This window comes from Brucella sp. BE17, from assembly GCF_039545455.1.
Taxonomy (GTDB): Bacteria; Pseudomonadota; Alphaproteobacteria; order Rhizobiales; family Rhizobiaceae; genus Brucella.
Genome location: NZ_CP154468.1, coordinates 592,090 through 616,108 on the forward strand (window position 1 = coordinate 592,090; position 24,019 = coordinate 616,108).

The window sequence follows — 24,019 nt, forward strand, 5'->3', positions numbered from 1 at the left end:
TCTTTTGCCATTCAACAACTCCTCCATCCCAAACCCAGCGTTTAAACGTTGTTGAGCATTTCAGTCCGGTTTTTATGGCGCTCGGTGTAAACCGCCGTTATAAGGAACCGGAAGAAATGGAAACCTGATCTGACATGAATGCACATGACCGATATGAGGAGCCGCGACTGCGGATAGCGAACAGCACAACCGCGCTGGCCCTTTCGGGCGTCTCACGCTGTTTCGGCGATGTGGTTGCCCTCAATGATGTATCGCTTGAAGTGCAGAGCGGTGAGATTATCTGCCTCGTTGGGCATTCGGGCTGCGGCAAAACCTCGATGCTGCGAATCATTGCCGGTATCGATGTGCCGGACCACGGCACCTTGACCATGAACGGACGCGATCTGGTCTCACATTCGCAGTTCATCGAGCCGGAAAAGCGCAATATCGGCGTTGTGTTTCAGGATTATGCGCTGTTTCCGCATCTCACCGTCAGTGAGAATGTCCGCTTTGGCCTGCGCCGGCTTGGCCGGGATGCGGCGGGGGAAAGGGTGCGTGAACTTCTCGATCTGGTTGGCTTGGCATCGATGGCGGATCGCTATCCGCACATGCTTTCGGGTGGCGAGCAGCAGCGCGTGGCGCTCATCCGCGCGCTCGCGCCCAAACCCGATCTTTTGTTGATGGATGAACCTTTTTCCAATCTTGATCGCGGCCTGCGTGCCAAAATCCGCCGCGAGACCGTCGCATTGCTGCGTTCTCTCAATACGACAGCGATCATCGTCACGCATGAAGCCGAAGAAGCTCTTTCGACGGGCGATCGCGTTGTGTTGATGCGCGGTGGAGAAATTGTGCAGAGCGGAACCGCGCGTGATTTGCATGATCGGCCGCAAAGTCGTTATGCAGCAGATTTTTTCTGTGACTTCAATGTCATTCAAGGAGAGTTGCACGGCCGGACGATAAAGACGCCTATCGGTTTATTTCCCGCGCCTGAAACATTGCAGCCTGATGCAAGTATGAGCCTTTATCTGCGCCCGGGCGACTTGAAGATCGTATCGCAAGACGAGGTGGTTGAGGATGATCTCCATTGCTTCATCGAGGCGCGGACATTTCTCGGCGAAACGGAAGAGTTGCTTGTGCGCAACGAGGATGGGGCAACGAGCCTTCGGCTGCGCACCGCTGCACATATACCTGCGACAGCCAGTCATGTCTTTGTGCGCCCAGATCATGAGAAGGTCTTGATTTTCCAGAGTTGAGCCTGCGACCCGTTGACCAGTCAGAGACAGGGCGATATAAGCTGATTGTCTTACTCATCATTTAATTTGGAACTATTCCAAACGGAGGCAATATGTCGATTTTCGCGCGTACGGGTCTTGCTCTTGTAGCAGCCACTTTTCTCACAGGTGCGGCTTCTGCAAATGAAGTTAATATTTACACGACGCGTGAGCCGGGCCTCATTCAGCCACTGTTGGATGCCTTTAAGGCTTCGACCGGTATCACTGTCAACACGGTTTTCTTGAAAGATGGACTGGCTGAGCGTGTGGCTTCGGAAGGTGCAAGTTCACCTGCCGATATTCTGATGACGGTTGACGCGGGCAATCTTGTTGATCTGGCGGAAAAGGGTCTGACCCAGCCGATCGAATCCAAGGTATTGAGCGAGGCCGTGCCGGAACAGCTTCGCGACGCCAAGGGTAACTGGTATGCCTTGTCCATGCGTGCGCGTGTCGTTTATGCCGCCAAGGATCTGGAACTGGATGCCATCAATTACGAAGACTTGTCCGATCCGAAGTGGAAGGGCAAGCTCTGCATTCGCAGCGGACAGCATCCATACAACACGGCGCTGTTTGCCGATTACATTGCTCACCACGGCGCTGAAAAGACCGAGGAGTGGCTGTCGGGCGTTAAGGCCAATCTGGCGCGCAAGGCAGCCGGCGGCGACCGTGACGGCGCCAAGGATATCGTAGGTGGTATTTGCGATATCGCCGTTGCCAATTCCTATTATGTCGGCCTGATGCGCTCGGGCAAAAGCGGCGATGAGCAGAAGACATGGGGCGAGGGTATCAAAGTCCTTCTTCCGACCTTCAAGGATGGCGGCACGCAGGTTAATATCAGCGGTGCTGCCGTTGCAAAGAACGCCCCGCACAAGGAAGAGGCGGTCAAGCTCCTCGAATATCTGGTTTCTGACGAGGCCCAGAAAATCTATGCTGAAGCCAATTTCGAATATCCGGTCAAGCCGGGTGCTCCGGTTGATCCGATCGTCGAGTCCTTTGGTGAGCTGAATATCGACAAGGTTCCGCTGACTGAGATCGTCAGCCATCGCAAGCAGGCGAGCGAACTAGTCGACAAAGTCGGCTTCGATAACTAAAAAACGGACGAGCCGTATAAACTGACGCCGGTGCCATGCACCGGCGTTTCCATATGCAGAGACCACCATGACCGATGCAGCAACACAAAGGCCTTATTTTCGCGCAGCAAGGGCGGGGCGGGCATGGCTTTGGGCATCTGCTCTGATCACTCTTCTGGTGCTGGCTCCGGTTTTGGCGCTCTTGCTGGAAGCCGTGCGGGGCTCGTCTGGCCTGTGGCAGCATCTGCTTTCAACCTTGCTGGCAACAGCTTTCACAGACACGGTGATTCTGCTTACGGGCGTCGGTGTGATCACGGCGCTTTTAGGCACCACAGCGGCGTGGCTCGTCACGGCCTATGATTTTCGCGGGCGCGCTGTTCTGGAATGGGCGCTGCTTTTGCCGCTCGCCGTGCCGACCTATATCGTAGCCTATGCCTATCTCGATATCCTGCACCCCATTGGCCCGGTACAGAGCGCTATTCGGTTCGTGCTTGGCTATGACACGCCGCGCCAGTTTCGCCTGCCCGATATTCGTTCGATGACCGGCTGCATCCTGCTTCTGGGCTTTGTGCTTTATCCTTACGTTTATATCCCGACGCGTGCCATGTTCCTCACGCAATCTGCAAGCCTCATCGATGCGGCGCGCACCCTTGGCGTTACACGGCGCGGCATTTTCTGGCGCGTGGCGTTGCCGCTGGCGCGTCCTGCGGTGGCTGTCGGCGTCAGTCTGGCCCTGATGGAAACCCTCAACGATGTGGGGGCTGCGGAATTTCTTGGCGTGCGCACGCTGACGGTGTCGATCTATACGACGTGGGTCACGCGCTCGGATCTGCCCGGTGCGGCACAATTGGCGCTCGCTCTGTTGCTCATCGTGGTTGCGCTGATCTCTCTTGAACGATGGGCGCGGCGCAAGCAGCGCTTTTCCTCGAACATCCGCCATTCGCGTGGTTTCGAACCGATGAAGGTGTCCACGCTTAAGGGATTTTGGCTCTTTGGTCTCGGAACGCTGCCGATCATCGCCGGGTTCGTCATGCCTGCCACTTATCTCGTCGTGGAGGCGGTCAAACGTGCGCGTTTCGCCGGGATTTCGCCGCGTCTGGCGGGCGAGGCGTTCAATACGATCATTCTGGCCTCAATTGCCACGGCCATCGTTTTGATATGCGGTATGGTCGTCGCCTATGCACTGCGCCTTTTTCCGGGCTCTGTCGCCCGCTGGTTCTACCGGCTTTCGACGATGGGTTATGCTGCCCCGGGCACGGTGATTGCCATCGGAATCCTTGTAGTTTCAGGAGGTTTCGACCAGATGATCAACCTGTTTGCGATGCAGGTTTTTGGTGTTTCGGCGGGACTGGTACTGATTGGGACGGGGGCAGCCGTAATCTATGCCTATTGTGCCCGGTTTCTCGCAATTGCGGCAGGTGGCATCGATTCCGGCCTTGAGCGCATTCCCTTGTCGCTTGATCACGCGTCGCGCACGCTTGGGCAAAGTGTTGCGGGCACGTTGCACGCTGTGCATCTGCCGCTTTCAAAGACGGCGATCATTGCGGCCGGACTGCTCGTCTTCGTCGATTGTGTCAAGGAATTACCAGCCACGCTGTTGTTGCGTCCGCTCAACATGGAAACCTTTGCCACACATCTTTACGGCGAGGCGGCACGCGGCACCTACGAGGAAGCCTCGATGGCCGCACTTGCCATTGTCGTGGTCGGAATATTGCCGGTAATTTTTTTGGCGCGCGTCGGACGTCGGCTAAGTTCTAAAGTTTGAGGCGGTTGTTACCGAAAATAGTTCAATTGCTCCCCTGTTTCCTTGTGGATATCCAAGGGCTTGCGGGGATTATGTAATAATTTCAACACGATATTTAGCGTGATCGCAATAATATTTGAGTTCCTTACCAGGAGCTTTTCATGCTTCTAACACGTTCAAGCCACAAATCGACGGCTCAATAGGGCTCGAGACAGTGACTTCTCTCCGGTTAGGGAGCGCGCTTCGGCGCTTCTCCACGAGTGCCGGTACAAGGTTGGATGATGGATATTATGTTTAATACACAAGAATGGTTGCCTGTCGAATTGCTCAATATTGGTATGGCTGCGGCGCTTTTCTTTGCCTGCCTCGTCCATTCCCTGTGGAAAGCGGTTTTCGATGAACTCAATCCGGTCTTCTGGCGCCGCACGGCTGCCGTTCTCTGGGGCGGCGTTCTGGTAGTGGCTGTTGGCGGAGGTGTTGAAACCTTCTCATGGCTGCAGCTCGTAGGCTGGGCGCTTGTTGTCATGGGCATTATGTCAACCGTTATCCGCACCGGTTTTTCCTATTATCGCCAGTATCAGGCGCATAATCCGCAAGCGCTCGCCAATCGCAGCACGCGCTTTTCGGGACGGTAATCACTATGTTTGCAAAGACAATTGAAATGCCTTTGCGCATTCACCGCCCCGGTAGCCTGCGTTCGTTCTTTATCCGTGCTTTTGGCTCTGTACGATCCCGTAAATATTCGTAGAGCGCGTGCCTGATCGGCAATAGGCAAGAACTGGGCCTTCCGCCTTTTCCAATGCTTCTGCCAGAGCATCAACATTTTCCTGCGTGAGCTGACCGCCGGTGACTGGGATATAATAAGTGGCAATACCGGCCTTCTCCGCCACGCGGGCAACTTCAGCAAAATCGGGCTGATCGGGGCCGCCTTCGCCATCGGGGCGGTTGCAGATGATGGTCTGAAAGCCTTCGGCTGCGATATCACGCACATCATCGGGTGAAATCTGAGCCGAAACGGCGTACTTGTTGTCTATATGGCGAATATCCATTTTGTCCTCGTGACTTGTTTGCTGGCACCATACAGAAAACCGGATATGATGCCACTTCAAATTGCTGGAGAGGATGGACCGGTTTGCAGGCGGGAAACGTGACGACACCAAAAACCAGTCAGAATGTGGTCAACCTCACCTATCGTGCTTCAGGCTTGGGGGAGGGGTACCGGATCGTAGCGGAAGAGGCTCCTGTTGCGCTCAGCTACAATGGCTCAACGCAGGCCGTGCTGATGGCAACCCCATCTGATCTTCACGATCTTGCCGTGGGCTTTAGTCTGACAGAAGGCATTATTCGTGACATCAGTGAAATCGAAAGATTGGAAGTCGTATCACTTTCCGAGGGCATTGATGTCCAGATGTGGCTAGATGATGTGCCGCAACAGCGGCTTGCCGAGCGTCGCCGCTTCATGGCCGGGCCGGTTGGATGCGGTCTTTGCGGTATTGATTCAATCGATCAGGCGATGCGCCCTCTTCCTGCCTTGCCGAAGGAGGTGAGGCGTTTTCATGCCGAGGATATCGGCGCGGCAATGCTGGCACTCACACAGGTCCAGAGCCTCAATTCCAAAACCCGTGCGGTTCATGGTGCGGGCTTTTATGTGCCTGACCAGGGTCTTGTTGCCGCCCGCGAGGATGTCGGGCGTCACAATGCGCTGGATAAGCTTGTAGGGGGGGTGATGCTTCAGAAGCCTGCGAACGTTTCCGATCGAGGGTGGACACTTGATCAGAGCATCACCGTGATCACCAGCCGTGTATCAGTCGAGATGGTCCAAAAGGCGGTCATACTGGGAACACCTGTGCTGGCAGCGATTTCCGCACCGACAGCTCTGGCTATTCGTACCGCCGAACAGGCCAATCTGACGCTCGTGGCGGTGGTGCGTGGAGATGAGTTCGACATCTACACGCATGGCGATCGCATCATCGCAGATTGATGAACCGACCCCGCTTGAACGGGGCCAGAATTTTTCAGACAATTTTTTAAACCAAAGCCGTGAGGCGGCTGCGCTCACTGGTTATCTGCAAGGCAGCGTTGGCCGCTTCGATACCCTTGATCTTGAAATGATTAAAGAAAAATTCGTGATGATCTGTGCCTGCGTGGAAATGGTGCGGGGTCAGAACGACGCTCAACACCGGCACTTCCGTTTCAAGCTGGACCTGCATCATGCCGTTGAGAACGGCGGTCGCGACAAAATCATGACGATAGATGCCGCCATCGACCACGAAAGCCGAAGCGACGATGGCCGAATATTGTCCGCTTTTCGCAAGTGTCTTGGCATGGAGCGGAATCTCGTAAGCACCAGGAACGTCAAAGACGTCCACGTCGACGGAACTGCCCGCCTTGGCGGCGATTTCCGCGATGAAACTCTTGCGCGATTCATCGACGATATCGGCGTGCCAGCGCGCCTGAATAAAGGCGATTTTGAAGGAAGATTTGTTCGGATAGCTCTGGTTCATAGGTTCCTCAAGAAACTAGAATCAGGGCGTAAAAAGAAACGAAAGAATCACGCCGAAAGCGTGAAACAACCGCTCATTTACTCTCTTTCATCCGGACTATACCGTCGGCTCCGGCATCGCACCGGATCTGCTGACCCTGAAAGATTTCAGGCGCTCGCGGGCTCAGAGAAGGTTCTCCATACCGCCGGTGGGGAATTGCACCCCGCCCCGAGAACAAGCCTGTGCAGGATTGCACGGGCAGATCGGAAAATACGCGTTCGCATTCATTCTGTCTATATATTGACGAAAATTTTTCTGCTCGCAAACGGTACGTTTACTGAGTTTTCATGCTTTCAGTCACAAGCTTTTGAGAACATTTTTACATAAGAGATATTTTTCTAATCCATTATGAAAAAAGCATAATTTCCACTTTAATTTATCTCGCAGGTTTTTCCGAATTAAATTTCCCGCTGTTTATTGTGGAAGGCGTATTGACACTCATCTGGAATTTTTGCCTATCTAAGGGCAGGCACTGTGTCTGGCGCGTAATGCACTTTCAAAAGACAACGTTGTCAATTATGGGTTGGATGACGTAAAGGCTGGTGGAGGACAGCGCGGAGATTGCTCTAGCAGGCGGGATTATATGGCAGAAATGGCTACTCCGGTCTGGTTACAGTAGCTGAGACGGGCATGAGCCGGAGGCGCGTAGCAGCCGGTGCCGGTTGGGGGCCACGGGGCGCCGAACGAAAACGGCAGAACAGAGTTCATTTGTTTCTACGGGAGGTAGATATGCATAAGATTTTGAAACGCGTCGCTATGAGTGCAGCATCTTGCGCCATGCTTGCCGCGATGGCGCCTTTAGCCGGTGCGCAGGAAAAGCAGAATGTTGAGGTTCTGCACTGGTGGACAGCCGGAGGTGAAGCTGCTGCACTCGACGTGCTCAAGAAAGACCTTGAAACAAAGGGCATAGGCTGGACGGATATGCCAGTAGCTGGCGGTTCTGGCGTTGAGGCGATGACGGTTCTGCGCGCGCGCGTGACGGCCGGCAATGCGCCAACCGCCGTACAGATGCTGGGCTTTGACGTTCGCGACTGGGCCGAGCAGGATGCGCTCGGCAATCTCGATGAAGTGGCAGCCAAGGAAGGCTGGGACAAGGTCATCCCTTCGGCATTGCAGGATTTTGCCAAATATGATGGCCACTGGATCGGCGCACCCGTCAACATCCATTCCACCAATTGGGTGTGGATCAACAAGGCAGCGCTCGATAAGGCTGGCGGCAAGGAACCGGCCAACTGGGATGAGTTGATTGCGCTTCTGGACAAGTTCAAGGAGCAGGGTATTACGCCCATAGCTCACGGTGGCCAGCCATGGCAGGATGCAACCCTGTTTGAAGCCGTGGTGCTTTCCTTCGGTCTCGATTTCTACAAGAAGGTCTTCATCGAAAACGATCCGGAAGCGCTTGGCGGCGACCAGATGAAAGAAGCCTTCGATCGCATGACCAAGCTGCGGACTTATGTCGACGACAATTTCTCTGGTCGTGACTGGAACCTCGCCTCGGCCATGGTTATCGAAAACAAGGCCGGGTTGCAGTTCATGGGTGACTGGGCCAAGGGTGAATTCATCAAGGCCGACAAGAAGCCGGGCGAGGATTTCGTCTGCATGCGCTTCCCCGGCACGCAGGGCAATGTGACCTTCAATTCCGACGTGTTCGCAATGTTCAAGGTCGCTGAGGACAAGGTGCCTGCGCAGCTGGAAATGGCCTCCGCTATTGAAAGCCCGACCTTCCAGGCAGCTTTCAACGTGGTCAAGGGTTCAGCACCGGCGCGCACCGATGTGCCGGACACTGATTTCGACGACTGCGGTAAGAAGGCCATTGCTGACGTGAAGGAAGCCAACGAGAAGAACACCATGGCCGGTTCTCTCGCGCATGGCTATGCCGCACCAACGGCTGTGAAAAATGCTTTCTTTGACGTCATCACGCGCCAGTTCAACGGTGAACTGTCTTCGGAAGATGCCGTGAAGGAACTGGCTCCCGCAGTGGATGCCGCGAAGTAAGGATTGGCTGAAAGGCGCCCGTTCGTTCACATGAGCGGGCGTCTTTTCCATACCTGTGATTCACATATCGAGAAATTGAATCGTCCGGTGCGAATGATCATTCGTAGTCTGGCGATAGTACAGGGTGGCGCATTATGAAGCGTAACAGCCGATTACAAGAATTCATTCCAAAGCTTGTCATGGCGCCAAGTTTCCTGATCGTTCTCGTCTTCGTCTACGGGTTCATTCTTTACACCGGTGTGCTGTCGCTCTCAAACAGCCGCATGCTGCCATCCTATGGCTTTGTAGGCCTCACGAATTACCAAAAACTTTGGGCATTGCCACATTGGTGGCGGGCGGTGAGCAATCTTGCGATCTTCGCCTCGCTCTATATCGTCATCTGCTCAGTGATAGGGCTGTTTCTGGCGATTCTGCTCGACCAGAAGATTCGCGGTGAAGGCTTTTTGCGCCCGATCTATCTCTATCCGATGGCGCTGTCCTTTATCGTGACGGGAACCGCATGGAAATGGTTTCTTGATCCGGGTATAGGGCTTCAAAACACCATGCATCTGTGGGGATGGGAAAGCTTTTCATTTACATGGATCAAGAGCAACACCATGGCGATTTATTGTCTGGTGATTGCCGCAGTCTGGCAGTCGTCGGGTTTTGTCATGGCTATGTTTCTCGCCGGTCTTCGCGGCGTCGATAACGAGATCATAAAGGCGGCACAGATTGACGGAGCTTCGACCGGAACCATCTATCGCCGTATCATCATTCCGCTGATGCGGCCCGTGTTTCTCTCGGCTTTCGTGGTGCTGGCACATCTTGCCATCAAGGCCTATGATCTTGTGGTGGCCTTGACCGGTGGCGGGCCGGGGCAGGCAACAGAACTGCCTGCAACCTTCATGTATTCCTATACGTTTGCCCGCAATCAGATGGGTATCGGTGCATCGTCTGCCATCATCATGCTGGTCATGATTTTTTCGATCATCATCCCTTATCTCTATTCAGAACTTCGCGGAGGATCGCGGTCATGAGCGTCCACACGCAGGAAAATGCCGTCAGCAGCGGCAAGCTCACACGCGCGCTCATTTATACAGCGCTGTTGTTCTTCGCCTTTTATTATTTGTTGCCGCTCTATGTGATGCTGGTCAATTCCTTCAAACCGCTCGAAGAAATCCGGCAGGGCGGGATGCTCAACCTGCCGCAGCAATGGACTATTGCACCATGGCTTTCAGCATGGTCAACCGCGCAGATCGGCGTACAGCCGACGGGGCTAAAACCCTTCTTCATCAATTCGATCATGATGGTCGTTCCAGCGGTCGCAATCTCAACCATTGTTGGCGCATTGAATGGCTATGTGCTGACCAAATGGAAGTTTCGCGGCTCCAACGTTTTTTTCGGTCTGCTGCTGCTTTCATGCTTCATTCCGTTCCAAATCGTGCTGATCCCGATGGCGCGTGTTTTGGGTTTTTTGGGCATTGCAGGCACGGTGTGGGGCCTTGTTCTGGTGCATGTAATTTATGGTCTGGGCTTCACCACGCTTTATTTCCGCAATTATTATGAGGCCTTCCCGACAGAGCTGGTGCGTGCCGCACAGATCGACGGAGCCGGTTTCTTTCAGATTTTCCGGCGCATTCTGCTGCCATCTTCAGGGCCGATCATCGTTGTGTCGGTGATCTGGCAGTTCACCAATATCTGGAACGATTTTCTGTTTGGCGCATCGTTTTCCGGGGCGAACTCCATGCCGATGACGGTGGCGCTCAATAATCTCGTTTCGTCGTCCACCGGCGTCAAGGAATATAACGTGCATTTTGCGGCTGCCATTCTGGCTGCCCTGCCGACGCTGATCGTCTATATCGTTTCCGGCCGTTATTTCGTGCGCGGTCTTATGTCCGGCGCCGTCAAAGGCTAGAGTAGGATCAATTCATGTCATTTCTGAAAATCACCGATCTCTATAAATCCTACGGCAACGTAGAGATATTGAAGAATATCAATCTCGAAATCGACGAGGGCGGTTTTCTGGTGCTGGTTGGGCCATCTGGCTGTGGCAAGTCCACGCTGTTGAACACCATTGCCGGACTGGAGCCGATCACCTCCGGCGACATTTCCATCAACGGAAAGTCGATTGCCGGTCTGCACCCCTCGCAGCGCGACATCGCCATGGTGTTCCAGTCTTACGCGCTTTATCCGAACATGACGGTGGCCGGAAACATCGCCTTCGGCATGGAAATCCGAAAAGTCCCCAAAGCCGAGCGCGAAAAGGCTATTCAGGAAGTGGCGGAAATCCTTCAGATCGGTCATCTCCTCGACCGCAAACCGAGTCAGCTTTCCGGTGGTCAGCGTCAGCGTGTTGCCATGGGACGTGCACTGGTGCGCAACCCGCAGGTGTTTCTGTTCGATGAGCCGCTCTCGAACCTCGACGCCAAACTGCGTGTGGATATGCGAACCGAGATCAAGCGCCTGCATAGCCGTATGAAGACGACCATCGTCTATGTGACGCACGACCAGATCGAGGCAATGACGCTGGCAACCAAGATTGCCGTTCTGAAAGACGGTGTGCTGCAACAGTTCGGCACACCAGCGGAAATCTACAACAACCCCGCCAACATGTTTGTTGCCGATTTCATGGGTTCTCCTGCGATGAACCTTTTGACGGCGACGGTCGAAAAAAATGGCACCGATCAAGCGATATCTCTGGAGCGCGGTGAGGAAGATCCTTTGAAAATTGTGATCAAGAATGCCCCGCAAGACCTTGGCAAATATACAGGAAAGCAGATCGTGTTCGGTATCCGTCCTGAAGCGTTAACCGATCCGGACGGAGCGGATCGTAACGCGAGCGCCATTGTCGAGGGGGATTGCCTGATCGACGTTGTGGAACCGGCCGGTTCAGACACCTTTGCCGTGACACGTGTTGGTGGAAAACATGCGGTCGCCCGCCTGCGCGCCGATGCGCGGATCGTCGCGGGACAATCATCACGTCTTGCCTTCAACCTCGACAAGGCCGTTTTCTTTGACCCGTCCACACAGGCCCGGATCGTCTGAAAATTCTGAGTTGACCCCTATTCACAAAGGGAAACCAGAGCTTTCTGCAGACAGTTTCGGTGTAGGATTACGAATTTTTACGCTTGGTGGTGGCCTGAAAGTTGCGCTCTAACTTATCAATTAGCGTGCTGTGATTTCACGCGGTAACCGCCGTTGTCCAGGCGTTCGAATATCTCATCGATCTGCGAGTGGCGCAGCGGTTCACCGCTGGAATCGGGTACAAGGTTTTGTTCGGAAACATAAGCCACATATTCTGAATCCGTATTCTCGGCCAGGAGATGATAAAAAGGCTGGTCGCGATGCGGACGCGCTTCTTCGGGAATAGATTGATACCATTCCTCGGTATTGGCAAATTCCGGATCAACGTCAAAAATGACGCCACGGAAAGGAAAGAGACGGTGTTTCACCACCTGCCCGATCTGGAATTTTGCGTGTTTTATCTGTGTCATGCCCATGGGAGAATATGTAGGTCGCCGCGCGGTAAATTAAAGCGGCCGTCCTCTCTCCCGTGTTTCTCTATGCCGGTCGTTGTTGCGTTCGGGCAGTTTTGGCAGAAAATGCGAAAAGCCGCTGCCGGGCCGAAGTCCTTCGCGCATGAAAAATGCGCGCAACGGTGCGAAGGAACGCAGCATTTCCAACCCGACTCCGCGCGCAATCTGTGCCGGAAGAAGCGACGATAGCAGCGAGCGGTTGAGCGCATCGACCGAACCGGTGCGCGCCAGAATATCCGGCCTGCGTCCGCGATCATAAGCGTGGATGACACGGTCCGAACCCGGATCGATAGGGTCTTTCTCGATCGCCTTGACGAGTGTTTCCACATCGCGTGTGCCAAGGTTCAAACCTTGCGCGCCGATGGGTGGAAAAACATGCGCAGCTTCACCAATAAGAATAGTGCGCTTGGCGGCGAAGGCGCTCGGCACAAGGCCGGAAAGTGGCCACGCCTGCGGTCGCACCTCAATGCTGATCTCACCCAGCATGGATTGCATCATCTCCTCGATGCGTGCGGCCAGTGCCGTATCGTCGAGTGCAAGCAAGCTTTCGGCGCGTTCAGGATTGACCACCCATACAAGACTGGAGCGCTTGCCTTTCAGCGGTACCTGCGTGAAGGGACCTTCCTCTGTGTGGAACTCGGTCGAGACGTTGTCGTGGCTGACCGTATGGGCAAAGGAGAGAACGACGGCAGTTTGCGGATATTTCCAGCGCCGCACGCGGATTCCCGCAGCCTCCCGCGCGCTCGAATTGCGCCCGTCGGCAGCGATCAGCAGGCGCGCATGCAGCGTTTCTCCTCCGGCAATCGTAACAGTTGCATGATCGCCGTTGGGACGATATTCGATGGCCGAAGCGGTAATCCGCCTGATATTGGGGTCGCGGGCCACGGCATCTGCAAGGTTTTCATTGAGAATGGCGTTTGGAATGTTATAGCCAAAGGCCTGTTCATCGATTTCGCCGGCGCGAAATGTTACCGTTGGACTGCGTACCAGACGGCTGGTTGCGTCGATGATGCGCATGGATGCGAGGGCTGTGGCTTCCGGCTCAATCACATGCCAGACGCCGAGCCCATCCAGAAAGCGGATAGCCGGCATCATCAAGGCGGTGGTGCGACGGTCACCCTTGTCGGTTTCAGGGCCAAGCAGGACAGTGCGGAAACCCTTAGCACCAAGCGCCAGCGCCGCCATCATGCCTGCCGGACCGCCGCCGCTGATCAGAATGTCGGTCATGGGCTTGGTGGCAACCAGATCATTCATTTGCTTCATCCTTGCCGGTTGGAGCCGGTTATTACGCTTTGAAAGGCTCAAATCATCACCATTATCTAGACCGAATTGCCAGCAAAGGCCATTCTTCCGTGGAATTAAGGGCGATTTGTCCGTCACGTCTTGCGCTTTTGCACTTATTCGGGGAAAGCTTTCTACAAGATTACGGCTATTGCGAGATAGGTCCGTGGGCGATCAGCGAGAAGAATGAAATGGCGGATGGCGTGAAAACCAAACTGACCCAGAGAATTAAAGCCAGGAAAGTCACCGCGCCGCAGGCCAGGGCCTTCTCTGTGCATCTCTTAACGGCGTCCGGTTCTTTTCTGGCGTTCCTGTCTATCGTTGCTGCAAGCGATGGCCGCTACACGGCCATGTGGTGGTGGCTGGGGCTGGCGCTGTTCGTTGACGGAATCGACGGGCCGATTGCCCGCAAGCTCGAGGTGAAATACGTCCTGCCCAACTGGTCGGGCGAGATGCTCGATAACATCATCGATTATGTCACCTATGTTTTGATCCCGGCCTTTGCGCTTTATCAAAGCGGGTTTATGGGGACTTATCTTTCCTTCATATCCGGCGCAATCATCGTGGTATCGAGTGCGATCTATTATGCCGACACCGGCATTAAAACGAAGGAAAACTTCTTCAAGGGCTTTCCCGTCGTCTGGAACATGGTGGTCTTCACTCTGTTCATCGTGAAGCCGGGCGAGTGGGTGGCCTTTGCGACCGTGGTCATATCGGCCATCCTTTCTTTCCTTCCGATCAATTTTTTGCATCCGGTGCGCGTGGTACGGCTTCGTCCGCTCAATCTGACGGTGTTTCTGCTCTGGTGCGCTTGTGGCGCGATAGCACTCTATTATACGCTGGATGCGCCACTGTGGGTGCGTGTCTGCATTTCTGTAACAGGGATCTATATTTATTTCATTGGTGCCATCATGCAGTTGTTCCCAGGGCTTGGTCGCACGGCTGCGGTCGTTGCGAGTGAACAGGCTGCAACTGCAAAGAAAAACGGAGTTACGTCATGATCAACGCCATTCGTGTCCATCAGACCGGCGGTCCGGAAGTTCTAAGCTATGAGCAGGTGGAAATCGGAGAACCGGGGCCGGGACAAGCGAAGGTGCGCCACGAAGCTATTGGCCTCAATTTCATTGATGTCTATTTCCGCACCGGTCTTTACAAGGCCGAGCAGTTGCCCTTCACCCCCGGGAATGAGGGCGCTGGAACGGTCATTGCCGTAGGCTCCGGCGTGGAAAATGTCAGCGTTGGCGACCGGGTCGCCTATGTCGTAACGCCCGGCTCCTATGCTGATGAGCGCATTGTACCGGCTGAGCGTCTGGTCAAGGTGCCGGACGCTATCGATCTCAAAACCGCTGCGGGAATGATGCTGAAGGGCATGACGGCGCAGTATCTTTTGCGCAGCACTTTTGACGTCAAGCCAGGGCAGACCATTCTGTTTCATGCCGCAGCCGGTGGTGTCGGACTCATTGCCGGGCAGTGGGCCAGACATCTTGGCGCCACCGTGATCGGTACTGCCGGGTCGCCCGAAAAAATCGCCTTGGCAAAACAGCATGGCTACGACCACGTCATCAATTATCGCAGCGAAAATTTTGTCGATAAGGTCAGGGAACTGACAGACGGCAAAGGCGTCGATGTCGTCTATGACTCGGTTGGCCGCGACACCTATATGGGGTCGCTTGATGTCTTGAAGCCGCGCGGGCTTCTCGCCTGTTTCGGGCAGTCTTCCGGGCTTATCCCGCCATTCGATCTGGGTACGCTGTCGCAGAAGGGCTCTCTGTTCGTAACCCGCCCGACATTGTTTCATTACATCGCCACGCGCCCCGAGCTTGAAGCGGCGGCAAACGGGCTTTTCGACGTGGTGAGCAGCGGCGCTGTGAAGATCGAGGTGAATCAGAGCTATGCGCTGAAAGATGTGCGCACGGCACATGAAGATCTTGAGGCTCGTAAGACGACGGGCACGACCATTTTACTTCCGTAACGCACGTAAATATAAAATAAAAACCGGAGCTTGCGCCCCGGTCTTTACAATTCACATCATTCAAGCGCATCCCGAACGGTTTGTAACAGTTTTTGGGTAAGACGCGCGTCAAATCAAAGACTTAGAGCGCCGATCTGATAAAATCAGATCGGCGCTCTAAGCTTATTCAGCGGCGTCGGCAGGTGCTGCGTTGAGCTGGCCGTAGCGTTCTTCACCGATCTTGCCAAGCAGGTCGAGCTGGGTTTCCAGAAAATCGATATGACCTTCTTCGTCGGCCAGAAGCTCATCAAAAAGCTGTTTGGTGACGTAATCGCCCAGTTCGTCGCAAATTTCGCGCGACTTCTTGTAAGAGGTACGGGCGTCATATTCGCCTGCGAGATCGGCTTCCAGAACTTCCTTGACGTTCTGACCAATGCGCAAAGGCGCAACTGTCTGCAGGTTCGGATGACCTTCAAGGAAGATGATACGGTCGATCAGCTTATCGGCGTGCTGCATTTCTTCAATGGATTCTTCACGCTCTTTTTTCGCAAGACGCGTGAAACCCCAGTCGTTGAGCAGACGGTAGTGCAGCCAGTATTGATTGACAGCACCAAGCTCCAGAAACAGAGCCTCGTTAAGCCGCTCGATGACTTTTGGTTCGCCTTTCATTCCAAGAACTCCCGAATTTATCGCGTAGAGAACGGACACGATCAATAAACTGAACGACGTTTTCGTCCGTCTGGTCGTGCCGAAGATGGTATTCTTCGGTCACCCTTATGATCGTTTCTACGACGTTTGGGAAGCAGCCGCAGCAGCGACCGCGCTTAGACATGGCGTTGAACACGGTGCCAGGCACAATTAGCTGCCAGCAATCCTGATCGAGGATTTCAATAATGACGGCTTCGATATCCTTGTCGGTGATAACATTGCAGCTGCAAACTAACATGAAAGACCGTCTCCCAAGCTATTGTTGCAGTAAAAAACAGATGCACTATCGACCGAAAGAGAAGGGTTTACCTGTCCATTTCTGCGCATTGCTTCAAATGCGGCACCAATGTGCGGCATTTTTATTCTGAGTGCGGCACATGGCCAAGTAGAACCGGACAAGGGTTCCTCCAATTGCAAGGGTTAAAGGCCCGAACATTAAAGGTTTATTTCGACGAACTTTAAAACTCGTCGAATTCAGTCAGGTTATGACGGGAGAGCGGGCCGCCGTCAAATTTTATGTTTTTGAAATGTTCTAAAAAACAACAACTTAGAATTATTCTAAATATGAGTTAACTCGCCATGTTTAAACGTTAATTAGCGTTTCAAACCCATATCGGCGACCGTTATTTTGGATCGCCGGGCTGTTCTGTGCCATTTCGCCGCATGGTGCGGAAAATCGTGTATTTCACGCTTCTCAAGCACCTTTTATGGCTGTGAAGCCTTCGAATCGCGGCGATCCGAGATAGAGAGACTTGTTGTTTCCAGCGTTGCGATGCGCATCGCGGAACTGTTCCGACTTTGTCCAGAAAGTAAAATCCTCCTGACTGCGCCAAACTGTGTGCGAGGAATAAAGCGTAAAGCCTTCTTCCTCATTGGTCGCGCCGCGAAGGAGGTGAAAGCTTTCAAAGCCCGGGAGTTCAGAAAGCGTGGAATCGCGGTTTTTCCATACGGCCTCAAAATCGGCCTCAGACCCGATGCGAACCTTGAAGCGGTTCATTGCAATAAACATGGCTTATCCTTTCGGTTGGATTGGCTAATTTATATAGCGCGTTTTTCAATTTAATTCCGGCGCGTGCGGTGGTAGGCCCGCACGCGCCGCATCGCATCTTGGGATCGAAGACCACTGCCGCGGTCAGGATGGCCGGTCTTCACGGATGCGATGATTTCCGGATGGAGCGATGACGCTTGCACAGACCCTAGAATTTTTGCGTCAGCGATATTTTAAAGTTACGTCCCGCTTCGGAATAGAACTCGGTCACATTGCTCACACTGTTGACCTCCATCGCGTTGTAATATTGCTTGTCGAAGAGATTATAGACACCGGCCTGCAAGCGCATGCCCTTGATCTGTTCGGGTTCCCACCATCCGGTCAGATTGACAATGCCATAGCCCGGCAAACGGCGCGACGACATGCCCGACCGTGTCGATATGGTCTGGTTGAGATAACCAGCCATGACCACGCTGGCGTCAGCACCCCAGTTCTCAGTGTCATAACCGACGCCTACCACACCCTTGAGCGGCTGAGAGGAGGAGAGGGGTATATTGTCGTCAAGGTTCATGGCTTTGGCATAGCTGACCGCGCCATGAATATTGATGCCGTTGTTGAAGTAGTGATGGGCTTTCAGTTCGATACCGGCAATGCGGGCCTTGTTGAGGTTGCGGAAGGTCGTCAGGCCATCCGGATAGTCATCAGTGCGCGTGGTGATGGTATCGATGAAGCTGCTGTAGCGGTTGACGAAGGCAGTGATGCGTCCGCCGGTGTTCTGATTGCCGAAATTGGCACCGATGTCGAAGCCATAGCCGGTTTCCGGGTCGAGATCAGGATTGCCGATCGTGCCATAAGTCGCCGAGAGATATGTGACGTATAGCTGATCGATTTCAGGTGATTTATAGGTTGTGGAGAACTGCGCGAATAATTCCAGTTCAGGCATTGCCTGCCAGGAAGCGCGGATCTTCGGCGAGAAGCGATTGCCCGTGCTGTCGGCATAACCGCTTTCGGAATCCGGTTTGAACTTGTACCAGTCATAGCGGATACCGGGTGTGATCGCGAAAGGCGTATCACCAATCTCGATCCGATCTTCTACGAACATGCCGAAGCGCGTCGCATCCACGTCAGGCGTATCCTTCTGGTTGATATGTAGGTATGGGCACACGAACATCTGTTCCATCGGCGTCGCAGTGCCGCGCGTACAATTATCGGCCCCGGTCAGTTGTTGTTTGTATTTCGAAAAGCTGACATCGCCGCCAATTGTCAAGGAGTGCGAGAGCGTACCCGTATCAAAGTCGAGATTGGTATAACCGGTCGCGCCGTAGCGTTCTTCTTCAAGATTGTACTTGCGGGAATAGGGGCCGCGCAGGCTGCTGATACGCGTTCCGTTGGTTTCATAGGACCGTTCGATACGCTGCCAGTACAAGGTCGCAAATGCATTGTTGACGAGGGCATCTTCGCTTTGTGCTTCATAACGGTAGTCCAGCGAGATCCGGTCGCGCTTGTTTTGCTGGTTATCGCGCAGCGTCTTGTTGTCATAGGTGGTGCCGGCGTCCGAATATTTGTCGGTATCCGCGTCGAGCCGGTTGCGTTCCGCAGTCAGGCCGACCGTATGTCCGCCTTCCAGTTCCTGGCGCAGCTTGAACATGAGATTGCTGCGATCATAATCGCGTGGATTGGCTTCGGTTCGCGCGCTGCCGTAACCACCGACATCACCGGTATTCTGAACTTCATGACCGCGCTTGTAGGAGCCCTGAAACAGCACAGACGTATTCTGGATTTTCTGGGCAACAGCGGCGGAGCCGATAAACGATTTGTCAGACCCGTCATAGGTGAGCTTTGCAATGCCGCCAAAGGCTTTGCCGGGAGCAAGCAGATCTGCCGGTTCGAGCGTCTTGAGTGCGAGTGCGCCACCCATTGCGCCACCACCAACCCGGCTGGCGTCTGCTCCATAAAGAACATCAAAGGTCGAAAGCGACGACAGATCATAGGCGTCGGAGCCGCCTGACACGGCTGAGCGCACATAGGCTTCGAGATAAGGAATGGCGATACCATCGATTGTTGTCAGCACGCGATTGCCTTCAAGGCCGCGAATGTTGACGCTGCCGGTGGTGGAGTTAACGGCTACACCCGGTTCCGTCGTGTTGCCGATATCTTTAAGTGTATTGATATCCTGCTTGCTGATTTGATCGGCAGTGGTGGTGCTGGCAAGCGGCGTGTCGGTGACCGAGCCCTTGCTCGTGCGAACCCCTTTGATGACAACTGTCTTGAGATTGACGCCATCTTCCGATTCGGAAGCCTTCTGTTCCTGTGCGAATGACTGTGATGTCATTGCCACGAGGATGATCGCAAGGCCGCTGCTTGCCAGAAATGACCGTTTGTATTGCCCACCAGTCGCCCGCATTCCAATTTCCTTTACACCTCAGCTTTTCCGCGGCGCTGACAGCCGGGAAGCTCGATAAAATCCAGATAGTTAGGATGCTTCCCTATGAAAGCGTCGGCGCTGGCTGGCGAAGAGGAAAATCTTCGTGGCTTGCACTGGAAAAGCAAGATTTAAACTTGACTCGATTAATCCAGTAATGCAGTGATTATTAAACATGACTGGCGATGTCAATAAATCAATTCAGGTGCGGCAGTCTGTTTTTGATTTGTGAAAACACCGCTCAGCCCGGACAATTAACAGCCGATCAACACAGGGCCGATCAAAACAGGGCAGGACAATGAACAGGCGTATAGATATCGACATGCAGGTACGTTTGCCCCGCGGCCACACCGCTGACCGCTCTCCACATCGCTTGCATGACAATCAAGGCAGGATTGGCGGCGCTGAAAAAGCAGATGCGCGCACTGGCGAAACACAGCGTCTCTGCGCGACCTTGAAGGAATCGCATCTCAAGACTTATGGCAGCCGCGAGCTTTTCGACGGTTCGCGTGAAGTGGGCATAGAGCATGGCGGATCGCTCTATCGCTTGAAAATTACCCGCCAAGGCAAGCTCATTCTGAACAAATAGGCAATCATATCCATGACGATCCAATCTAAGCCCTCCCCAGAACAGATTCTCCAGGCACGGGCGGATAATCCCAAAACGCGAGAGCGCGAATTTGCACAGAGCCTCAATATTTCCGAGGCCGATTTCATCGCTGCTCATTGCGGACTGGGTGAAGACGCCGCTATTTCTGCCCGCCACATAGACGCCAATGTGGAAAAGCTTCTTCAGCGCGTATCCTCGCTGGGGGAAGTGATGGCGCTGACGCGCAACGAGAGCGTGGTTCACGAGAAGATTGGTCCGTTCGAAAAGGCGATATGGGGCCCGCATGCGTCGCTGGTTCTCGGTCAGCAGATCGATCTGCGTATTTTCCCCAAGCATTGGGTGCATGGATTTGCCGTGCGCAAGAATGAAGGTGGCGATGTGCGCCGCAGCCTGCAATTCTTTGATGCGGCCGGCGAGGCCGTACACAAGATTCACCTGCGACCGGCTTCCAATGTTGATGCCTATGAAGCACTCGTCGCCGAGTTGCTGCTGGATGACCAATCCGCCTCGATTGAAACCAAACTTCCCGTAAAGGGCGAGAAGTCCGATGCGACGAAGGTCGATATCGTTGCGTTCCGCGAGCGGTGGGGTTCTTTGACCGATGTGCACCAGTTTGTCGGGCTTCTGAAAGATTTCGGCGTCGACCGGCATCAGGCAGTGCATCTGGCTGGACAGGATTTTGCCTGGCGCGTCGATCTCTCCGCCGTCGAGGCAATGATGAACCATGCTGTGCAGCAGCAATTGCCGATCATGTGCTTTGTGGGCAGTCGCGGCTGCATCCAGATCCACACTGGCCCCATCCATGAGATCAAGATGCTGGGACCGTGGCTCAACGTCCTGGATCCGACGTTCCACATGCATCTGCGCGTTGATCATATTGCCGACGCATGGGTTGTGCGCAAGCCGACCAAGGATGGCCATGTCACCTCGCTCGAGGCCTATGACACGAAGGGCGAACTGATCGTGCAGTTCTTTGGCGAACGCCATGAAGGCGAAGCGGAACTCGCGGACTGGCGCATGATCGCTGAAAACCTGCCGCGCCTGCCGCAGTCGTCGGCCGCATAGGATCATTACCATGTCGGTCATTTCGAACGGTTTTATGCGCTTTGCCGCACTCACCGCTGTTGCCCTATCTTTCGGGATAGGGGTTGCGTGGGCTGAGACGGTGGAAAAATTACCGGATACATCGCGCGTCGTTTCGGTTGGCGGTGCTGTGACGGAGATTGTCTACGCGCTGGGTGCAGAAAAAATGCTGGTCGCACGCGACCAGACCAGCCTTTATCCGAAAGAAGTCCAGGCATTGCCGGACGTCGGTTACATGCGTCGGCTTGCGCCGGAAGGGGTTCTTTCGGTCAATCCTAGCGGCATTCTGCTGGTTGAGGGTAGCGGTCCTCCCGACACGCTGGAGGTTCTTAAGAAAGCCACCGTTCCGATGGTTATCATTCCGGAAAAGTTTGACCGCAACGGCGTGATTGCGAAGATCGATGCAGTGGGTAAGGCGCTCGGCCTTGAAGACAGGGCTAAGGCGCTTGCCTCTGATGTTGCGCGCGATCTCGATGAAGCTGAAAAGCTTGCCGCGGGCAGAAAGCATCGCAAGCGCGTTTTGTTCGTATTATCCGTGACCGGCGGCCGTCTTACGGCTTCTGGCACCGGTACGGCGGCTGACGGCGCAATCAGGCTTGCGGGCGCTGAAAACGTCATCACCGAATATGCAGGCTACAAGCAACTGACCGACGAAGCGATCGAGAAAGCGGCACCCGATGTTATCCTGATGATGCAGGGCGGCGGCGATCATTCTGCAAATGATGACATTCTCAACAATCCGATGATCGCTGCGACGCCTGCGGGACGTGAGCGAAACCTCGTCAGGATGGATGCGCTTTATCTGCTCGGTTTTGGTCCGCGCACCGGTGCTGCCGTTCGTGAACTGGCGGAAAAAATCTATGATACAGCACCCGATAAACAGGGTGGGCAATAAGGAAACCCCGAATGTCCATTGAGTTGGGGGCCGCAGGCCGGCAGCGGTTTGCTGCATATTATGGAATGACGAAGCCCGATAAAGAGGTTCAAGCCGGCGATCGCGCGCCCCGCGCGCGACTTGCCATTGCTCTTCTGGCACTGGCGCTTTGCATTACGGCAATGTTCAGCCTGACGGCGGGTGCATCGGACGCGTCTGTTATGACGCTGCTCAACGGCCTGATGTTCGGCGAGGGGCTTGAAGCCGTGCGACGCGATCATCTCATCATAATGGAAATCCGCCTACCGCGCATCGCTCTTGGGATATTGATTGGGGCAGGGCTTGCGGTTTCAGGCGCAGTCATGCAAGGGCTGTTTCGCAATCCGCTGGCCGATCCAGGATTGGTCGGCGTTTCAGCCGGTGCCGGTCTGGGGGCCGTCTCGATCATTGTTCTTGGAACGGGTGTGCTTGCTCCTCTCGTCGCTGCACTGGGTATGTATGCTCTGCCGCTCGCTGCTTTTCTGGGCGGTCTTGCGACCACGCTTTTGCTTTACCGTGTCGCAACAAGGAGAGGGCGCACCTCAGTCGCAACCATGCTTCTGGCAGGTATTGCGCTTGGTGCACTGGCCGGGGCCGCCACCGGTGCATTGATCTATATAGCCGACGACAGGCAATTGCGTGACCTGACATTCTGGAGCATGGGATCGCTTGCCGGGGCAACCTGGAGCAAGATCGGTGCCGCCGGGCCGGTTATCGCCGTCGTTCTTATCGTCTCGCCGGTTCTCGCGCGCGGACTTAACGCTCTGGCGCTTGGAGAAGCGGCTGCTGGCCATCTCGGCATTCAGGTGCAGCGCATCAAGAACGTTGCGATCGTCACGGTTGCGGCGGCAACGGGCGCTACCGTTGCGGTGTCCGGCGGCATCGGCTTCATCGGTATTGTCGTGCCGCATATGCTGCGCCTCGCCATCGGGCCGGATCATCGTTATCTTCTGCCCGCATCCGCACTTCTGGGGGCAATCCTGCTCTTGCTCGCCGATGCCGTAAGCCGTACCATTGTTGCACCTGCGGAATTGCCCATCGGTATCATCACCGCCATTTGCGGCGCGCCGTTCTTCCTGTGGATATTGCTGCGCCAGCGCGGCCTGATCGACCTGTGAGGCTGCAATGATTGAAACAAGAGCCTTGAGTGTCGAACTTTCCGGCAAGACAATTGTCGAGAATATTGATTTTGCCGCACGCGCAGGCGAGGTGACGGCGATCGTTGGTCCCAATGGCTCGGGTAAGACCACACTTTTGCGCGCGCTTTCCGGCGATATTCCCTTTTCCGGCGAAGCTCTTCTGGAAGAGCGTCCTTTTAGCGCGATAAAGCCATGGGAAATGGCTGCGCGCCGTGCGGTGCTACCGCAGGCAAGTGCGCTGTCCTTTCCTTTCACCGTGCGCGAGATTGTCGGCCTTGGCCTCACCGGTGGCTATAGCGGTGTTTCACGGGAGCAAGAACAGGCGTTGCCGGATCTCGCTTTGCAGAAAGTCGATCTTGGTGGTTTTGGCGGCAGGCTCTATCAGGAACTGTCGGGGGGCGAACAACAGCGTGTGCAACTTGCCCGCGTGCTGTGTCAGGTCTGGAAACCGGTTGTCGATGGTGTGCCGCGCTATCTGTTTCTGGATGAGCCGGTTTCGAGCCTCGATATCCGCCATCAGATCGTGGTGATGGAAATCGCCCGCGATTTTGCGACCGCAGGCGGCGGGGTGATTGCCATCCTGCATGATCTCAATCTGACGGCGATGTTTGCTGATCGTATTGCAGTGATGCATCGCGGCCGTCTTGATGTGATTGCGACGCCGCAGGAAGCACTCACCGACGAGCGTCTGGAGCGCGTCTATGAATGCAGTTTGCGGGTCGGCGTTCCGCCGCATCAAGGCGTTCCGTTCGTTCTACCGCAATCAGCCTATCGTGCAGCGGCCGAATAATAAAATAGCCCGGTCAA

24 protein-coding genes and 1 riboswitch are annotated in these 24,019 nt (G+C 54.7%); of the genes, 16 read left to right on the top strand and 8 right to left on the bottom strand.

The window, feature by feature from the left end; translation table 11 throughout:
* The first annotated feature begins 134 nt into the window (after positions 1 to 134).
* The 4 genes from AAIB41_RS14100 to AAIB41_RS14115 all read left to right on the top strand — a co-directional run bounded on the left by AAIB41_RS14100 (position 135) and on the right by AAIB41_RS14115 (position 4,699).
* Entirely contained in the window at positions 135 to 1,232 is a 1,098-nt protein-coding gene (locus tag AAIB41_RS14100) for an ABC transporter ATP-binding protein (protein WP_343315910.1), read from the top strand.
* A gap of 92 nt (positions 1,233 to 1,324) precedes the next feature.
* On the top strand, positions 1,325 to 2,341 hold the full coding sequence (locus AAIB41_RS14105; protein ID WP_343315911.1) for a Fe(3+) ABC transporter substrate-binding protein: 1,017 nt from the start codon (positions 1,325 to 1,327) through the stop codon (positions 2,339 to 2,341).
* Between the two features lie 67 nt (positions 2,342 to 2,408).
* Complete coding sequence (locus AAIB41_RS14110; RefSeq protein ID WP_343315912.1) at positions 2,409 to 4,085, top strand: iron ABC transporter permease; 1,677 nt, start codon at positions 2,409 to 2,411, stop codon at positions 4,083 to 4,085.
* Positions 4,086 to 4,345: 260 nt separating this feature from the next.
* Positions 4,346 to 4,699, top strand: coding sequence for a hypothetical protein (locus AAIB41_RS14115; RefSeq protein WP_343316079.1), 354 nt, complete (start codon positions 4,346 to 4,348; stop codon positions 4,697 to 4,699).
* A gap of 69 nt (positions 4,700 to 4,768) precedes the next feature.
* Here AAIB41_RS14115 and AAIB41_RS14120 read toward each other — a convergent pair whose 3' ends face one another.
* Positions 4,769 to 5,113: a TIGR01244 family sulfur transferase gene (locus AAIB41_RS14120; RefSeq protein WP_343315913.1), complete on the bottom strand. Its 345-nt coding sequence runs from the start codon at positions 5,111 to 5,113 to the stop codon at positions 4,769 to 4,771.
* 98 nt (positions 5,114 to 5,211) lie between these two features.
* On the opposite strand from AAIB41_RS14120, the gene fdhD reads away from it, so the two are divergent.
* On the top strand, positions 5,212 to 6,045 hold the full coding sequence (gene fdhD, locus AAIB41_RS14125; RefSeq protein ID WP_343315914.1) for a formate dehydrogenase accessory sulfurtransferase FdhD: 834 nt from the start codon (positions 5,212 to 5,214) through the stop codon (positions 6,043 to 6,045).
* Between the two features lie 46 nt (positions 6,046 to 6,091).
* Here fdhD and AAIB41_RS14130 read toward each other — a convergent pair whose 3' ends face one another.
* Positions 6,092 to 6,568, bottom strand: coding sequence for a 6,7-dimethyl-8-ribityllumazine synthase (locus tag AAIB41_RS14130; RefSeq protein WP_343315915.1), 477 nt, complete (start codon positions 6,566 to 6,568; stop codon positions 6,092 to 6,094).
* A gap of 75 nt (positions 6,569 to 6,643) precedes the next feature.
* A riboswitch (FMN riboswitch) is annotated at positions 6,644 to 6,787 on the bottom strand.
* A 549-nt stretch (positions 6,788 to 7,336) separates the two neighbouring features.
* Here AAIB41_RS14130 and AAIB41_RS14135 point away from each other — a divergent pair.
* From AAIB41_RS14135 to AAIB41_RS14150, 4 genes are all read left to right on the top strand, one after another.
* Positions 7,337 to 8,602: an ABC transporter substrate-binding protein gene (locus tag AAIB41_RS14135; protein ID WP_343315916.1), complete on the top strand. Its 1,266-nt coding sequence runs from the start codon at positions 7,337 to 7,339 to the stop codon at positions 8,600 to 8,602.
* A gap of 134 nt (positions 8,603 to 8,736) precedes the next feature.
* Positions 8,737 to 9,618, top strand: coding sequence for a sugar ABC transporter permease (locus AAIB41_RS14140; RefSeq protein ID WP_343315917.1), 882 nt, complete (start codon positions 8,737 to 8,739; stop codon positions 9,616 to 9,618).
* A complete protein-coding gene (locus AAIB41_RS14145) occupies positions 9,615 to 10,496 on the top strand; it encodes a carbohydrate ABC transporter permease (protein ID WP_343315918.1) in 882 nt (293 codons plus the stop codon). Before AAIB41_RS14140 ends, AAIB41_RS14145 begins: the two co-directional genes overlap by 4 nt.
* Before the next feature lie 14 nt (positions 10,497 to 10,510).
* Positions 10,511 to 11,626, top strand: coding sequence for an ABC transporter ATP-binding protein (locus tag AAIB41_RS14150; RefSeq protein WP_343315919.1), 1,116 nt, complete (start codon positions 10,511 to 10,513; stop codon positions 11,624 to 11,626).
* 116 nt (positions 11,627 to 11,742) lie between these two features.
* On the opposite strand, the gene hspQ is transcribed toward AAIB41_RS14150, so the two are convergent.
* Positions 11,743 to 12,081 (bottom strand): heat shock protein HspQ, encoded by a 339-nt coding sequence (gene hspQ, locus AAIB41_RS14155; RefSeq protein ID WP_343315920.1) that lies wholly within the window; start codon positions 12,079 to 12,081, stop codon positions 11,743 to 11,745.
* Positions 12,082 to 12,111: 30 nt separating this feature from the next.
* On the bottom strand, positions 12,112 to 13,371 hold the full coding sequence (locus tag AAIB41_RS14160) for a UbiH/UbiF family hydroxylase (RefSeq protein WP_343315921.1): 1,260 nt from the start codon (positions 13,369 to 13,371) through the stop codon (positions 12,112 to 12,114).
* A 218-nt stretch (positions 13,372 to 13,589) separates the two neighbouring features.
* On the opposite strand from AAIB41_RS14160, the gene pcsA reads away from it, so the two are divergent.
* On the top strand, positions 13,590 to 14,399 hold the full coding sequence (gene pcsA, locus AAIB41_RS14165) for a phosphatidylcholine synthase (RefSeq protein WP_343315922.1): 810 nt from the start codon (positions 13,590 to 13,592) through the stop codon (positions 14,397 to 14,399).
* Complete coding sequence (locus AAIB41_RS14170) at positions 14,396 to 15,370, top strand: quinone oxidoreductase (protein ID WP_343315923.1); 975 nt, start codon at positions 14,396 to 14,398, stop codon at positions 15,368 to 15,370. Before pcsA ends, AAIB41_RS14170 begins: the two co-directional genes overlap by 4 nt.
* A 162-nt stretch (positions 15,371 to 15,532) precedes the next feature.
* Here the strand turns inward: AAIB41_RS14170 and bfr are convergent, their stop codons facing one another.
* From bfr to AAIB41_RS14190, 4 genes are all read right to left on the bottom strand, one after another.
* A complete protein-coding gene (gene bfr, locus AAIB41_RS14175; RefSeq protein WP_343315924.1) occupies positions 15,533 to 16,018 on the bottom strand; it encodes a bacterioferritin in 486 nt (161 codons plus the stop codon).
* Positions 15,984 to 16,295, bottom strand: a complete 312-nt coding sequence (locus AAIB41_RS14180; protein WP_343315925.1) for a (2Fe-2S)-binding protein — start codon at positions 16,293 to 16,295, stop codon at positions 15,984 to 15,986. Before AAIB41_RS14180 ends, bfr begins: the two co-directional genes overlap by 35 nt.
* Positions 16,296 to 16,751: 456 nt before the next feature.
* Entirely contained in the window at positions 16,752 to 17,066 is a 315-nt protein-coding gene (locus AAIB41_RS14185) for an antibiotic biosynthesis monooxygenase (RefSeq protein WP_343315926.1), read from the bottom strand.
* A 187-nt stretch (positions 17,067 to 17,253) separates the two neighbouring features.
* Positions 17,254 to 19,449: a TonB-dependent hemoglobin/transferrin/lactoferrin family receptor gene (locus AAIB41_RS14190; protein ID WP_343315927.1), complete on the bottom strand. Its 2,196-nt coding sequence runs from the start codon at positions 19,447 to 19,449 to the stop codon at positions 17,254 to 17,256.
* Positions 19,450 to 19,765: 316 nt separating this feature from the next.
* Between AAIB41_RS14190 and AAIB41_RS14195 the strand changes: the two genes are divergently transcribed.
* From AAIB41_RS14195 to AAIB41_RS14215, 5 genes are all read left to right on the top strand, one after another.
* A complete protein-coding gene (locus tag AAIB41_RS14195; RefSeq protein ID WP_343315928.1) occupies positions 19,766 to 20,056 on the top strand; it encodes a hemin uptake protein HemP in 291 nt (96 codons plus the stop codon).
* Between the two features lie 12 nt (positions 20,057 to 20,068).
* Positions 20,069 to 21,142, top strand: a complete 1,074-nt coding sequence (locus tag AAIB41_RS14200; RefSeq protein ID WP_343315929.1) for a ChuX/HutX family heme-like substrate-binding protein — start codon at positions 20,069 to 20,071, stop codon at positions 21,140 to 21,142.
* A 10-nt stretch (positions 21,143 to 21,152) separates the two neighbouring features.
* Positions 21,153 to 22,055, top strand: a complete 903-nt coding sequence (locus AAIB41_RS14205; RefSeq protein ID WP_343315930.1) for an ABC transporter substrate-binding protein — start codon at positions 21,153 to 21,155, stop codon at positions 22,053 to 22,055.
* Between the two features lie 65 nt (positions 22,056 to 22,120).
* Complete coding sequence (locus AAIB41_RS14210) at positions 22,121 to 23,191, top strand: iron chelate uptake ABC transporter family permease subunit (protein WP_343316080.1); 1,071 nt, start codon at positions 22,121 to 22,123, stop codon at positions 23,189 to 23,191.
* Between the two features lie 7 nt (positions 23,192 to 23,198).
* Positions 23,199 to 24,002, top strand: coding sequence for a heme ABC transporter ATP-binding protein (locus tag AAIB41_RS14215; protein ID WP_343315932.1), 804 nt, complete (start codon positions 23,199 to 23,201; stop codon positions 24,000 to 24,002).
* Positions 24,003 to 24,019: the final 17 nt, after the last annotated feature.

Bases quoted from the DNA above. Each gene is read 5' to 3' on its own strand.
- AAIB41_RS14100 (WP_343315910.1), top strand. From the start codon at position 135: ATGAATGCACATGACCGATATGAGGAGCCGCGACTGCGGATAGCGAAC.
- AAIB41_RS14105 (WP_343315911.1), top strand. From the start codon at position 1,325: ATGTCGATTTTCGCGCGTACGGGTCTTGCTCTTGTAGCAGCCACTTTT.
- AAIB41_RS14110 (WP_343315912.1), top strand. From the start codon at position 2,409: ATGACCGATGCAGCAACACAAAGGCCTTATTTTCGCGCAGCAAGGGCG.
- AAIB41_RS14115 (WP_343316079.1), top strand. From the start codon at position 4,346: ATGGATATTATGTTTAATACACAAGAATGGTTGCCTGTCGAATTGCTC.
- AAIB41_RS14120 (WP_343315913.1), bottom strand. From the start codon at position 5,113: ATGGATATTCGCCATATAGACAACAAGTACGCCGTTTCGGCTCAGATT.
- AAIB41_RS14130 (WP_343315915.1), bottom strand. From the start codon at position 6,568: ATGAACCAGAGCTATCCGAACAAATCTTCCTTCAAAATCGCCTTTATT.
- AAIB41_RS14135 (WP_343315916.1), top strand. From the start codon at position 7,337: ATGCATAAGATTTTGAAACGCGTCGCTATGAGTGCAGCATCTTGCGCC.
- AAIB41_RS14140 (WP_343315917.1), top strand. From the start codon at position 8,737: ATGAAGCGTAACAGCCGATTACAAGAATTCATTCCAAAGCTTGTCATG.
- AAIB41_RS14145 (WP_343315918.1), top strand. From the start codon at position 9,615: ATGAGCGTCCACACGCAGGAAAATGCCGTCAGCAGCGGCAAGCTCACA.
- AAIB41_RS14150 (WP_343315919.1), top strand. From the start codon at position 10,511: ATGTCATTTCTGAAAATCACCGATCTCTATAAATCCTACGGCAACGTA.
- hspQ (WP_343315920.1), bottom strand. From the start codon at position 12,081: ATGGGCATGACACAGATAAAACACGCAAAATTCCAGATCGGGCAGGTG.
- AAIB41_RS14160 (WP_343315921.1), bottom strand. From the start codon at position 13,371: ATGAATGATCTGGTTGCCACCAAGCCCATGACCGACATTCTGATCAGC.
- pcsA (WP_343315922.1), top strand. From the start codon at position 13,590: ATGGCGGATGGCGTGAAAACCAAACTGACCCAGAGAATTAAAGCCAGG.
- AAIB41_RS14170 (WP_343315923.1), top strand. From the start codon at position 14,396: ATGATCAACGCCATTCGTGTCCATCAGACCGGCGGTCCGGAAGTTCTA.
- bfr (WP_343315924.1), bottom strand. From the start codon at position 16,018: ATGAAAGGCGAACCAAAAGTCATCGAGCGGCTTAACGAGGCTCTGTTT.
- AAIB41_RS14180 (WP_343315925.1), bottom strand. From the start codon at position 16,295: ATGTTAGTTTGCAGCTGCAATGTTATCACCGACAAGGATATCGAAGCC.
- AAIB41_RS14185 (WP_343315926.1), bottom strand. From the start codon at position 17,066: ATGTTTATTGCAATGAACCGCTTCAAGGTTCGCATCGGGTCTGAGGCC.
- AAIB41_RS14190 (WP_343315927.1), bottom strand. From the start codon at position 19,449: ATGCGGGCGACTGGTGGGCAATACAAACGGTCATTTCTGGCAAGCAGC.
- AAIB41_RS14195 (WP_343315928.1), top strand. From the start codon at position 19,766: ATGAACAGGCGTATAGATATCGACATGCAGGTACGTTTGCCCCGCGGC.
- AAIB41_RS14200 (WP_343315929.1), top strand. From the start codon at position 20,069: ATGACGATCCAATCTAAGCCCTCCCCAGAACAGATTCTCCAGGCACGG.
- AAIB41_RS14205 (WP_343315930.1), top strand. From the start codon at position 21,153: ATGTCGGTCATTTCGAACGGTTTTATGCGCTTTGCCGCACTCACCGCT.
- AAIB41_RS14210 (WP_343316080.1), top strand. From the start codon at position 22,121: ATGACGAAGCCCGATAAAGAGGTTCAAGCCGGCGATCGCGCGCCCCGC.
- AAIB41_RS14215 (WP_343315932.1), top strand. From the start codon at position 23,199: ATGATTGAAACAAGAGCCTTGAGTGTCGAACTTTCCGGCAAGACAATT.